General features: G+C 43.8%; 13 protein-coding genes. 11 read left to right on the top strand and 2 right to left on the bottom strand.

Going from position 1 to position 12,968, the window contains the following annotated elements; translation table 11 throughout:
* Positions 1 to 4 precede the first annotated feature (4 nt).
* Entirely contained in the window at positions 5 to 1,021 is a 1,017-nt protein-coding gene (galE, locus tag FXV78_RS16865; RefSeq protein WP_004842977.1) for a UDP-glucose 4-epimerase GalE, read from the top strand.
* Positions 1,022 to 1,074: 53 nt separating this feature from the next.
* On the opposite strand, the gene FXV78_RS16860 is transcribed toward galE, so the two are convergent.
* Positions 1,075 to 1,638, bottom strand: coding sequence for a GNAT family N-acetyltransferase (locus FXV78_RS16860; RefSeq protein ID WP_004842978.1), 564 nt, complete (start codon positions 1,636 to 1,638; stop codon positions 1,075 to 1,077).
* A gap of 205 nt (positions 1,639 to 1,843) precedes the next feature.
* Between FXV78_RS16860 and FXV78_RS16855 the strand changes: the two genes are divergently transcribed.
* The 8 genes from FXV78_RS16855 to FXV78_RS16820 all read left to right on the top strand — a co-directional run bounded on the left by FXV78_RS16855 (position 1,844) and on the right by FXV78_RS16820 (position 10,194).
* Complete coding sequence (locus FXV78_RS16855) at positions 1,844 to 2,449, top strand: MBL fold metallo-hydrolase (protein WP_004842979.1); 606 nt, start codon at positions 1,844 to 1,846, stop codon at positions 2,447 to 2,449.
* A gap of 25 nt (positions 2,450 to 2,474) precedes the next feature.
* Positions 2,475 to 2,807, top strand: a complete 333-nt coding sequence (locus FXV78_RS16850) for a hypothetical protein (RefSeq protein ID WP_004842980.1) — start codon at positions 2,475 to 2,477, stop codon at positions 2,805 to 2,807.
* A gap of 122 nt (positions 2,808 to 2,929) precedes the next feature.
* Positions 2,930 to 3,430: an acetolactate synthase small subunit gene (ilvN, locus tag FXV78_RS16845; protein ID WP_004842981.1), complete on the top strand. Its 501-nt coding sequence runs from the start codon at positions 2,930 to 2,932 to the stop codon at positions 3,428 to 3,430.
* Positions 3,431 to 3,515: 85 nt separating this feature from the next.
* Positions 3,516 to 4,535: a ketol-acid reductoisomerase gene (ilvC, locus tag FXV78_RS16840; protein ID WP_004842982.1), complete on the top strand. Its 1,020-nt coding sequence runs from the start codon at positions 3,516 to 3,518 to the stop codon at positions 4,533 to 4,535.
* A gap of 120 nt (positions 4,536 to 4,655) precedes the next feature.
* Positions 4,656 to 6,023, top strand: coding sequence for an MATE family efflux transporter (locus FXV78_RS16835; RefSeq protein ID WP_004842984.1), 1,368 nt, complete (start codon positions 4,656 to 4,658; stop codon positions 6,021 to 6,023).
* Positions 6,024 to 6,269: 246 nt separating this feature from the next.
* Complete coding sequence (locus tag FXV78_RS16830; RefSeq protein WP_039959700.1) at positions 6,270 to 8,468, top strand: PTS sugar transporter subunit IIABC; 2,199 nt, start codon at positions 6,270 to 6,272, stop codon at positions 8,466 to 8,468.
* Between the two features lie 139 nt (positions 8,469 to 8,607).
* A complete protein-coding gene (locus FXV78_RS16825; protein WP_009244319.1) occupies positions 8,608 to 9,456 on the top strand; it encodes a PRD domain-containing protein in 849 nt (282 codons plus the stop codon).
* Positions 9,457 to 9,552: 96 nt separating this feature from the next.
* On the top strand, positions 9,553 to 10,194 hold the full coding sequence (locus FXV78_RS16820; RefSeq protein WP_039960195.1) for a type I phosphoribosyltransferase: 642 nt from the start codon (positions 9,553 to 9,555) through the stop codon (positions 10,192 to 10,194).
* Between the two features lie 89 nt (positions 10,195 to 10,283).
* Here FXV78_RS16820 and rpsT read toward each other — a convergent pair whose 3' ends face one another.
* Positions 10,284 to 10,547: a 30S ribosomal protein S20 gene (gene rpsT, locus FXV78_RS16815; protein ID WP_009244317.1), complete on the bottom strand. Its 264-nt coding sequence runs from the start codon at positions 10,545 to 10,547 to the stop codon at positions 10,284 to 10,286.
* Positions 10,548 to 10,736: 189 nt separating this feature from the next.
* On the opposite strand from rpsT, the gene gpr reads away from it, so the two are divergent.
* Positions 10,737 to 11,714, top strand: coding sequence for a GPR endopeptidase (gene gpr, locus FXV78_RS16810; protein WP_004844749.1), 978 nt, complete (start codon positions 10,737 to 10,739; stop codon positions 11,712 to 11,714).
* Between the two features lie 69 nt (positions 11,715 to 11,783).
* Positions 11,784 to 12,953, top strand: coding sequence for a stage II sporulation protein P (locus FXV78_RS16805; RefSeq protein ID WP_039960202.1), 1,170 nt, complete (start codon positions 11,784 to 11,786; stop codon positions 12,951 to 12,953).
* Positions 12,954 to 12,968: the final 15 nt, after the last annotated feature.

Below are 12,968 nucleotides of genomic sequence, written 5' to 3'. Positions count from 1 at the left end.
GATCATGGCAATTTTAGTAGCAGGCGGAGCAGGATATATCGGCAGCCACACATGTGTGGAACTTTTGGAACGTGGATATGAGGTAGTAGTAGTAGACAATCTTTACAATTCCAGTGAAGTTGCGCTGGAAAGAGTGCAGGAGATCACTGGAAAAACTTTGAAATTTTACAAAGGAGATATTTTAAACAGAGAAGATCTGGAGCCGATCTTTGAAAATGAAGAGATCGAGGCAGTGATCAACTTTGCAGGACTCAAAGCAGTCGGAGAATCTGTAGAAAAGCCTTGGGAATACTATCACAACAACATTACAGGAACATTGATTCTTTGTGATGTGATGAGAAAACACGGATGCAAGAACATGATCTTCAGTTCTTCCGCAACAGTATACGGAGATCCGGCAGAGATCCCGATCACAGAAAAGTGTCCGAAAGGAGAAATCACCAACCCATACGGACGTACAAAAGGAATGTTGGAGCAGATTCTGACAGATCTTCACACAGGAGATCCGGAGTGGAATATTATGCTGCTTCGTTACTTTAACCCGATCGGGGCACACAAATCCGGAAAGATCGGAGAAGATCCGAAAGGAATCCCGAACAATCTGGTGCCATATATTGCACAGGTTGCAGTTGGAAAACTGGATCGTCTGGGAGTGTTTGGCGATGACTACAATACACCGGATGGAACAGGTGTCAGAGATTATATCCATGTAGTCGATCTGGCGATCGGTCATGTAAAAGCGATCGAGAGAATGAAGAAAGCGAAAGGTGTTCACATTTACAACCTGGGAACAGGCGTTGGATACAGCGTACTGGATGTCGTGAAAGCATACGAAAAAGCATGCGGCAAGGAGATTCCGTATGAAATCAAACCTCGCCGTGCCGGTGATATTGCAACATGCTACTGTGATGCTGCAAAAGCGAAGGAAGAGCTTGGATGGGTGGCAGAACGCGGAATTGAAGAGATGTGTGAAGATTCCTGGAGATGGCAGTCTGCAAATCCGGATGGATACAGATCATAAAGCAAGATAAGAGAAGGAAGATGTACTGTGTGTGGTGCATCTTCCTTTTTCGATTACTTTTTGTTGGCCCGGTAGTCAGATGCCAGAATTCCATATACACAGGCATCTACAATTCCTTTGTTATTCCAGTCGGCTTGTCTTAAAGTGCCCTCATAAATCAGGCCGCATTTTTGCATGACTTTTCCGGAATTTGGATTTTGGGGATCGTGCCAGGTTTCAATTCGGTTTACTTTTACTTCTTCAAAAAGAAAGGCAATGACTGCTGTAAAGGCTTCGCTTGTAAATCCGCAGTGCCACCAGCGGCTGCCAAGGCAGTATCCGATATGAACTTTTTCTGTTTTTTCATTTAGTTCAATTACAGAAATGGTACCGATAGGTTCGCCGATTTCTTTTGGAATAATGGCCCATTGGTAAAAGTCTGGTTTTTCGTACTCCAAAAGCCAACTTTCCAGAACTCGTTTGGTGATGTCAATGCTTTTGTGCGTTGGCCATCTTAAAAATTCGGTTACTTTTTCGTCACTGGTCCAGTTATGAAAGATCGCAGAAAGATCATCCGCAGTAAACTTTCTTAAAATCAGTCGTTCTGTCTCAATGGTTTTTGTTCCTTGATGCTCCATATATAAGTCCTCCTTCGCGTATCAATTCTGCTGTTTTTGTTTCGAGCAGTATACCATAAAAGGTGCTGATTTTAAAGGGAAATATTTTGGATATAGTTGCCTGGATATAGAAGAAACAAGTATAATAAAAGAATGGAAGTGTTGCCGGAATGGTTTGGGCTTCCTGAATCCAGATATGTGATGAATATTTGAAGGAGGAATCAGGGTGAAGGACTGGTTTACGGTAGAAAAAATTGATGAAGATACATATGCAATTAGTGAATATCAGCACTGGGAAGAAACACATTGTTATCTGTTGTGTGGCACGAAAAGAGCACTTCTGATTGATACAGGTTTGGGAGTGGCTAATATCAAAGAAGTTGTTGATAAACTGACAATGCTTCCAATCTTTGTTGTAACGACTCATGTTCACTGGGATCATATAGGAGGACATCAATATTTTGAAAATATTGGCGTCCACATTTTGGAGAAAGATTGGATATCAGAGAAATTTCCGATATCGCTGCAGCAGGTGAAAAGGAATCTGACCTGCCGGGAGTGTCAGTTTCCAGAAGAATTTGATTTGGAAAAGTATCAGTTATTTCAAGGAGATGTGCAGAGTACGTTTTCTGATGGGGAAATTTTCAATCTGGGAGAACGAACGGTGCAAGTTGTTCATACCCCGGGACATTCACCGGGACATCACAGCTTTTCGATTTCAACAGATTTGGCAGACAGGATTGAAAGTGCATGCAGAAAATTAGACAAAGAAAAGAAGTGGAAACAGGGAAGCGGAATCTTTGATTTTGGAGATTTTAAAATTCATCTTTAATAAAATACAAAAAGGAGAAGCGTAGATGATCATTGAAGGAAATGAAAAAGAAAAGGCAGCCATGGCAGAATTTCATAAGGGCAACCGAAAGGAAGGGCTTCGATTACAGGAGGAGTTTGCTGCAGCCTTTCGAGAAGAATATAAAGAGAAAGATCACTGTCCGTGTAAAAAGGCCTGCCGTTATCATGGAAACTGTAAAGAGTGCATGGCAATTCACAGGGCACACCAGGAGCATGTTCCCAATTGCATGAGAGAATTGATCAACAAGAAACTCAAAGGATTGTCAGAACTGACGGAGCATACGATCGCATATGAAATTGAACCTCCGAAAGAGATATTGAGGAAGGAAGCTCAATAAAACAAATTGATAGAGGCACTTTTACACTTTATCGAAAAAAAGCTTGACAACGGAAGTGCGCTTTGCTAATATAATAAAAAACAGAACGCACTCGGTTTTTAAAAGAAGGTGGGAAACAAAGTATGAGAAAACAGGTTTATTCTCTTTTGGTCGATAACAATCCGGGTGTTCTGAGCAGAATTGCAGGTCTGTTCAGCCGAAGAGGATACAGTATCGACAGTATTACAGCCGGAACGACGGCAGATCCGAGATTTACCAGAATTACAGTGGTGGCATCCGGAGACGAGCTGATTTTATCGCAGATTGAAAATCAGGTCAGAAAACTGGAAGATGTCATTGAGATCAAGCTGTTAAAGGATGGAGAATCTGTATTTCGCGAACTGATTATGATAAAGGTTCGCGTGACAGCAGCACAGAGAGGTGAGATCAATTCCATTGCGGATATTTTCCGTGCGAAGATCGTGGATGTACAGGAGGAGTCCATGATCATCGAACTGACAGGGACACAGTCCAAACTGGAAGGCTTTATGAACCTTCTGAAAGGGTATGAGATTCTGGAACTGGCAAGAACCGGTATCACAGGATTGTCCAGAGGCTGTGAAGATGTTACATATATTGGCTAGATGAAAACAGTATGCTAAAGGCAGGAGCCTTTAACTATAAAAACAGAAAACTGCGGCAGTGCAGAAAATTTAGGAGGAATGAAAAATGGCAGCAAAACTTTATTATCAGGAAGATTGTAACCTTTCCGTATTAGAGGGACAGACAATTGCGATTATCGGATATGGAAGTCAGGGACACGCACATGCATTGAATTTAAAGGAATCCGGATGCAACGTCATCATCGGACTTTACGAAGGCAGCAAATCCTGGGCAAAAGCAGAAGCACAGGGATTTGAAGTATTTACAGCAGCAGAGGCAGCGAAAAAAGCAGATGTGATCATGATTCTGATCAATGATGAAAAACAGGCTGCAATGTATAAAAATGATATTGAGCCGAACCTGGAAGAAGGAAACATGCTGATGTTTGCACATGGTTTTGCGATCCATTTCGGACAGATCGTACCTCCTGCAAATGTAGATGTTACGATGATCGCGCCAAAAGCACCGGGACATACAGTAAGAAGTGAATATCAGGCAGGTAAGGGAACTCCTTGTCTGGTAGCAGTAGAGCAGGATTACACAGGAAAAGCACTGGATCGTGCACTTGCATATGGTCTTGCGATCGGTGGAGCAAGAGCAGGACTTCTGGAGACAGATTTCAGAACAGAGACAGAGACAGACCTTTTCGGAGAGCAGGCAGTACTTTGCGGTGGTGTATGCGCATTGATGCAGGCAGGATTCGAGACACTGTGTGAAGCGGGATACGATCCAAGAAATGCATACTTTGAGTGTATCCATGAGATGAAACTGATCGTAGATCTGATCTATCAGTCCGGATTTGCAGGAATGAGATACTCTATTTCCAATACAGCAGAATATGGTGATTACATTACAGGACCAAAGATCATCACAGAAGATACAAAGAAAGCAATGAAAAAAATTCTTTCCGATATTCAGGATGGAACATTTGCAAAAGACTTCCTGCTTGATATGTCACCAGCCGGTGGTCAGGCACACTTCAGAGCAATGAGAAAACTGGCATCTGAACATCCATCAGAAAAAGTAGGAGCAGAAATCAGAAAACTCTACAGCTGGAGTGATGAAGATAAACTGATCAACAACTAAGGACAGTGAAAGGCGGAAAGCTGCTCACCCCAATAAGAACAGCCAGATATTGTGCTTGCACAAGTATCTGGCTGTTCTTGTTGAGCAGTCGGCGTGAGGAGGCGTGCAAAAGGAAATACTATGGAAAGAGAAAATGATTTCAGTCAGGGAAGCATTGCAAAGAATATTTTAAATCTTGCAGTTCCCATGACGCTGGCACAACTGATCAATGTCCTGTACAGTGTGGTAGACAGAGTCTATATCGGACACTTACAGGGCGTATCTGCGAATGCACTGACGGGAATTGGTCTGGCACTTCCGATTATTACAATCATCACGGCATTTGCTAATTTATTTGGAATGGGAGGAGCACCCCTTTGTTCCATTGCAAGAGGCAGCCATGAAGAAGAAAAGGCAGAGAAGGTGATGGGAAATTCGTTTTCGATGCTTCTTTTCACAGGGGGACTTCTGATGGGAATCTGTCTTATATTCCGAAAAACGCTGTTGTATCTGTTTGGAGCGAGCAGTGCGACATTTCCGTATGCAAACGCATACATCAGTATCTATCTGTGCGGAACCGTGTTTGTCATGATCAGTCTGGGGATGAATCAGTTCATCAATTCTCAGGGATTTGGGAAAATCGGAATGCTCACGGTAATGCTTGGCGCATTTACCAATATTGTGCTGGATCCGATCCTGATTTTCGGACTGGATATGGGAGTACAGGGAGCAGCTCTTGCAACGGTGATCTCCCAGGGATTATCTGCAGCCTGGGTGATGAAGTTTCTGACAGGGAAGAAAGCGATTCTTCGACTCTCCAAAAGAGCAATGCATCTGGAGTGGAAGCTTGTAAAAGAAATCATCTTTCTGGGAACATCGGGATTTGTGATGTCTGTTACAAACGGGTTTGTACAGATTGTGTGTAATGCAACGCTCCAGAGGTACGGGGGTGATATTTACGTTGGGATTATGACAGTGATCAACTCGGTGCGGGAAATTGTGACAATGCCGGTGACAGGACTGACGGCGGCATCGCAGCCTGTGATTGGATATAATTACGGGGCAGGGTGTTATCAGAGAGTAAAATCTGCAATCCGTTTTACGGCGGTCGGATGTATTGTTTTTACAACGGTTGTCTGGGCAGTGTTATTTTTAGAACCTCGTTTCTTTCTTCAGATGTTTACCAAAGAACCGGGAATTTTGCAGTACGGTGTTTCTGCCATGCGGATCTATTTTTGTGGAATCTTTATGATGGCGCTGCAGTTTGCGGGACAGTCTACAGCGGTTGCGTTAAACCGTGCGAAACAGGCCGTCTTTTTTTCTCTGTTTCGAAAGGTCATCATTGTCATTCCGTTGACCATGCTGCTTCCAATGATCGGAAATCTGGGGACAGATGGAGTGTTTTGGGCAGAACCGATTTCCAATGTTATTGGCGGTACGGCATGTTTTGTAACCATGTTGCTTACAATCTGGCCAAAGCTGAGAGAAGGAAGTTGCTGTTCGCAGTAACAGAAAAAATCGATAATATGGCAAAAAAAGAAATTGACAATCAAAGGGACACTGACTATAATGAATTTATATCAGGTGTGTAACTGTACGGCAGGCATTAACCTTACATGGACTTTATTTTAGATGTTTATGTGGGTTGGTGTCTTTTTTTGTTTTTCTCTGGAAATAGGATGCACGGGCATGAAATCTGAAATACTATCCATCAAGATCAAATGCATCAAAAACAGAGAAAAGGAGAAGTGGAAAATGAAAGACAAGATTTTTGGTGTTTTACAGCGAATCGGAAGATCCTTTATGCTTCCGATCGCGATTCTTCCGGTAGCAGGTCTGCTGCTGGGAATTGGAAGTTCTTTTACGAATGAGACAACCATTGCAACGTATGGATTTCAAAAGATATTGGGAGACGGTACAGTGCTCCATGCACTTCTTACGATCATGAACAAGGTCGGAAGTGCGGTGTTCGATAATCTGCCGCTGATTTTCGCGGTAGGTGTAGCGATCGGAATGGCGAAAAAGGAGAAAGAAGTATCTGCACTGTCTGCACTGATTGCATATTTTGTAATGAATGTAGCGATCAATGGTATGCTTGTAGTAAACGGAGAAATCACGGCAGACGGAGAAATCGCAAAAAATGTGCTGGAAGGAACCGTTGCTTCTGTCTGCGGGATACAGTCTCTTCAGATGGGAGTATTCGGCGGTATTATCGTAGGGCTTGGTGTTGCGGCGCTGCATAATCGGTTTCACAAGATCGTGCTCCCGAACGCATTGTCATTTTTCGGCGGTTCCCGGTTTGTGCCGATCATTTCTACAATTGTATACATGTTTGTAGGTATCGGAATGTACTTTATCTGGCCTCCGGTCCAGAATGGAATTTACGCTTTGGGTGGTCTGGTCACAGGAAGCGGATATGTGGGAACGTTGATTTTCGGTATTATCAAACGTGCGCTGATCCCATTTGGACTGCATCATGTATTTTATATGCCGTTCTGGCAGACTGCCGTGGGAGGCAGCATGGAAGTTGCCGGACAGATGGTACAGGGAGGTCAGAATATCTTCTTTGCCCAGCTGGCGGATTCAGCCAATGTAGTGCATTTCAGCGCAGATGCGACCAGATATTTTTCCGGTGAGTTTATCTTTATGATCTTTGGACTTCCGGGTGCAGCTCTTGCAATGTACCGCTGTGCAAAGTCGGAAAAGAAAAAAGCGGCAGGTGGATTGTTGCTTTCCGCAGCATTGGCTTGTATGCTTACAGGTATCACAGAGCCATTAGAGTTTTCCTTCCTGTTTGTAGCACCGGCATTGTTTGCTGTTCAGGTTGTACTGGCAGGTTCGGCTTATATGATCGCGCATATGCTGAATATCGCAGTAGGACTGACATTCTCCGGTGGATTTTTGGATTTCTTCCTGTTTGGTATTTTGCAGGGAAATGAGAAGACAAGCTGGATGCGGGTGATTCCGGTGGGAATTATTTACTTTATTTTGTATTATGTGATTTTTACGTTCCTGATCAAAAAATTTGATTTTAAGACACCGGGACGTGAAGACGATGATACAGCGACAAAGCTGTATACAAAAGCAGATGTCAATGCAAGAAAAGAAAGCAGTAAAAAAGGAGATGCAGGAGCAGCTGCAGATCCTGTCAGTGCTATGATTACAGAAGGTCTTGGTGGAAAGAGCAATATCAGTGATGTGGATTGCTGTGCCACAAGACTTCGTATCACAGTAAAGGATGCAGGAAAGGTAAAAGATGAGATCCTCAAGCAGACAGGATCCAGAGGAATTGTAAAAAAAGGCCAGGGAGTACAGGTAATCTATGGGCCGCATGTAACTGTGATCAAAGCGAATCTGGAGGACTATCTGGAAACCGCAGAAGATATGCCTCTGGGAGAAACAACTGCTTTCGTAGAAGAAGCAGCTTCTGAACCGGAAGAGGTGCAGACTACAAGTTCAAAAGAGCAGGATTCAGAGAAAAAAGTAAAGGAAACTGTGATCATATCCAGCCCGATTACGGGAAATGCAGTGGAGCTTTCAGAGGTTCCGGATGAGGGATTTGCCGGAAAAATGATGGGAGACGGAGCAGCAGTAATTCCGACAGACGGGATGATCCTTGCGCCGGAAGACGGTGAGGTTGTGTTTGTGTTTGAGACCAAGCATGCGCTGGGATTCCAGACAGATTCCCAAATGGCACTTCTGCTGCATATCGGAATCGATACAGTGGCACTGAACGGACAGGGATTTGAAGTTTTTGTGGAAAACGGACAGAAAGTGAAAAAAGGGGAGCCGTTGATGAAAATCGATATTTCCTATCTGAAAGAACATGCACCGTCTCTTTGTTCACCGGTTCTGTGTACAGAATTAGGAGACAATCAGAAGGTTCGTCTTTTGAAAGAAGGAGAGATAAAGGCGGGAGAACCATTGTTTGCCGTGGATGTTTATGAAGCATAGTATTGATTGCGGAAAATGTTACTGTCCGCATCAATCACCAACCGAAAAATAAAAAAATGAGCGGACCGTTCAGGTCCGCTTTACTTTTTGGCAATATTTTGATACCCTGTTATCAGAAAACAAAAACCGGGGGAATGTCATGTACAGAGTAAGTAAAGTGTTGAATAACAATGGCGTGATCGCGATTAATATGGAAGAAAATATAGAATATGTGCTGCTGGGAAAAGGAATTGGTTTTGGGAAAAAAATCAGCCAGAGATTTGAAGCGCCGGATAACTGCACCCGGTATTCTTTGAAAGAAGATACGGAACGGGGGAGTGCAAAAGAACTGGCAAAAAGCATTTCTCCGGAATATCTGGAGATCGCAGATGAAATTCTGCAAAAAGCAGAGATGAAATTTGGCACGATTGACAGGAGAATCCTGTTTCCGCTGGCAGATCATATTTCTTTTGCAGCAGATCGTATCTTAAGTGGGGAACAGATCAGTAATCCATTGACAGAGGACATCAGGGTATTGTTCCACAGCGAGTATGAGGTTGCATCCCAATTAAAAGAAATTCTTCAGAAAAGACTGGGAATTGAGATTGATGCACATGAAATCGGATATGTAGCGCTTCATATTCACTCAGCAATCGAGGATGAGAGTGTATCGGCAGCAATGCAGATGGCAGGAGCAATCCGGGAATGTGTGCAGGTTCTGGAGCGGGAAAGTGGAAAAAAGATCGATGTCATGTCTCTTGCATATAACCGTCTGATGAATCATGTGAAATACATGGTTATGCGGGCAGTGCGGGGAGAGAGCATCAAGTTGGATATGAATGAATATATGGAAGAAAAACATCCGGAGTCATTTGCGCTGGCAGCAGCGATCTGTGAAAAAATTGAACGCGGCTGCAAGATCAGGCTGGAAAAAATGGAAGTCGGTTACCTGGCAATGCATATTGAACGTGTCTACCTGGATACATTAGGCGCGCAGAATGAAGAATAAAACGAAATATTCAGAATTTAATGAAAAATCAAATGAAATATGCTAAAATAATGTCATAACTTACACGAAAATCTTTCAATGAGAGGAGTGGATACTATGACAGAAGAATTTGTAAACCTTCGTTCCAGAAAAAATCCGAAAGCACGTATCAAATTGATGGGTGGACATTTTGCGACGATGAATTCGCACGTGAACACGTATATTGATATGTCTACTGTCAAGACACGGCATAATAATGCAAGAGAGACGGCAGCTACATTGGCAGAAGAGTACAAAACCGATACTATGGTAGAAACCATCGTATGTCTGAAAAATACAGAAGTGATCGGCGCATTTATGGCAGAACATCTGGCGGATACAGGCAGGATTTCCATGAGTGCAGGAAATAATATTTCGGTTGTGACACCGGAGTTTGATACCATGGGACAGATACTGTTTCGGGACAGTAACCAGCGTATGATCGAAGGGAAGCAGGTACTGATCCTGACAGATTCTGTGACGACCGGTGCTTTGCTTGCAAAAGCCGTGGAAGCAGTGCTGTATTACGGTGGACGTGTATGTGGTATCTGTGCAGTATTCAGTGCGGTCAACCGGGCAGCAGGTATGGATGTCAGGTCAATCTTTACGGTTTCTGATCTGCCGGATTATAAAGGATATGCAGCCAAAGACTGCCCGCTGTGCAGGGAGGGGCAGAAACTGGATGGAATTGTCAATACATTCGGTCTTGTAAAATTCTGATCTGCTTCAGAATGCGGGAGCATAAACAAAAAAGACATTCGCCATGACGGTAGCGGATGTCTTTTTATGATTCATATTTATATCAAAAATTAAGCAATTCCGTTTACAGCTTTTGTAAGACGGGAAATCTTTCTGGAAACAGTTTTTTTGTGGTAAACACCTTTGCTTCCTGCTTTGCTGATCTCTCCGATTGCTGCTTTGAGAGCTGTTTTTGCAGCTTCCATATCTTTCTGAGCAACTGCAGCTTCTACTTTCTTTACAGAAGTCTTTACTCTTGATTTGATTGCTTTGTTTTTAGCAGCTTTTGTTTCGTTAACTAAAATTCTTTTTTTAGCAGATTTAATGTTAGCCAATCTGTACACCTCCAAATAGTATGAAATATTTTCAAATAGTGAATTCATAATCCCGCCAGACTCGGACACGGACGTTCTAACGGAACATACTCATTTATTTTATTCCAACTGGTCAGGGTTGTCAATACATATTTCTCAAATTATTGGAAATATTATCGGCAAATGGAGAAAAAGCGAGGTTGAGCGAAAATGTTGGAAAAGTATAGTGTTCGTACAGATTTGGCACTGGAGGAAAAGGAGCGTTTTGAGTCGGATCATGTCGAGATACAGGGAGTGATTCTGGAGGAGGACTATGATAAGGAAAAAGAAATCCGGATCACCCGGGTAAAGATTGAGACGGAAAAAGGTGCAAAAGCAATGGGGAAACCGGTGGGTACCTACATTACATTAGAAGCGCCGAATATGGCAGTGCCGGACACAGACTACCATAGAGAGGTTTCAGAGAAAATTGCGGGATTTGTGCAGGAGCTCTTAAAAGCGCAGAATGTAAAAACAGAAGAACTTTCCGTTCTGATTGTAGGGCTCGGAAACCGTCAGGTGACACCGGATGCGCTTGGTCCTTATGTGACAGACAATCTGTGTGCGACAAGGCATATTGTCAAGGAGTACGGAAAATATGCGATGGGAATGCAGCATGTGAATCTGGTCAGCACACTGGCTCCGGGTGTGATGGGACAGACGGGAATGGAAACTGTAGAGGTGGTCCGTGGTGTGGTAAAAGAAACGAAACCGGATCTTGTGATTGCAGTGGATGCGCTGGCAGCAAGAAACAGTCGGAGATTAAACCGTACGATCCAGATCGCAGATACCGGAATCCATCCGGGTTCCGGAGTGGGAAATCACAGAAACGGAATTACCAGAGAATCCATCGGAGTTCCGGTGATCGGGATCGGAGTTCCGACAGTTGTGGATGCGGCAACCATTGTCAATGATACGATGGAGAACCTGATTTTGGCGCTGGAATCTTCTGAGGCATTAAAAAGTGTGGGGGAAGTGCTCCGTTCTTACAATGCGGCAGAAAAGTATGAACTGATCAAAGAACTGATCGCTCCGCATTTAAACGGGATGTTTGTGACGCCAAAAGACGTGGATGAAATGGTGAAACAGATCAGCTATACGATTTCGGAAGGTTTAAATCTGCTTTTTTCTAACGCAGAAGAGTCATAAAAGGAAAATTTGTCTCATATAAATACCCCAGGTGTGTTGGCAGAAATCGTGCAAAGGACTGGTGTGGATATGAAGAGAGAACAAAGCCGGGCATGGATGCTGATGGCAGTGCTTGTGCTTCTGGCGGCCCTGATCGGAGGAAAAGAATTTTGGAGGGCATTCAGATATGAAAGCAGGCAGGTGTTACAGGAGTATACGGAAAAGATGTACATGCCCGGGGTGGCCTATCAGAGAGCGGATGAGACCAGAAGTTCGAAAGACTGGTTTCGGGAAAAAGCACTTTCCTGGCTGCCTTTGGTAAAATATGTTTCTGACAGGGAGAATCTGGAGCAGGAAGTGGAGGATGAGGAGACGCTGGCGAAAATACTGGAGAAGCAGGCCAACGATGAAAGCGTTGTGGATGCAGATGGGAATCTGGTGGGAGAGAGCAAGACTGCGGAAGTGCCGGCAAATCTGGGGGAGAACAAATCTTCCATCGATATGTCGATTGAAAGACTGCGGGACTTTGACTATCTTTTGAGCAATTTTTATACGGTAGACAGTTCTACGATGATCGGACCGGAGCAGTTGAATGCAGATGATCTTCTTGGAAGGAGCATGAAGATCGACCGGAAGCAGAAGGGGCCGAAAATTTTAATTTTTCACACCCATTCCCAGGAAGAATTTGCAGATTCCATTCCCGGTGACCCCTCTACCAGTATTGTAGGAATCGGGGATTATCTGACAGAACTTTTGAATCAGAAAGGAATTGAAACAATTCATGATAAAGGTGTCTATGACATCATCAACGGACAGCTGGACAGAAGCAACGCGTATGAGTATGCAGAGGCAGGTGTGCGCCCGATTCTGGAAGCAAATCCGACCATTGAGGTAGCCATTGATCTGCACAGAGATGGTGTGGCAGAGGGGACACATCTTGTGACCGAGGTGAATGGAAAGCCGACAGCGAAGATCATGTATTTTAACGGACTGAGCAGAACACGGGCAAACGGAGATATCACCTATCTGCCAAATCCGTACATTCAGGATAATCTTGCCTTTTCTCTTCAGATGGAACTGGCATCTGAGAGGATGTTTCCCGGATTTGCCAGACACATTTATCTGCGTGCTTACCGCTATAATCTGCATCTGCTTCCAAAATCTCTTCTGATCGAGGCAGGGGCCCAGACCAATACGGTGCAGGAGATGAAAAACGCCATGGAAGTACTGGCGGAGACGTTGTGTCAGGTGATCGGATAAGAACGTACTTTCGAA

The sequence above is a fragment of the Mediterraneibacter gnavus ATCC 29149 genome, assembly GCF_008121495.1.
Taxonomy (GTDB): Bacteria; Bacillota; Clostridia; order Lachnospirales; family Lachnospiraceae; genus Mediterraneibacter; species Mediterraneibacter gnavus.
This window is presented reverse-complemented; position numbering and strand designations above follow the sequence as displayed.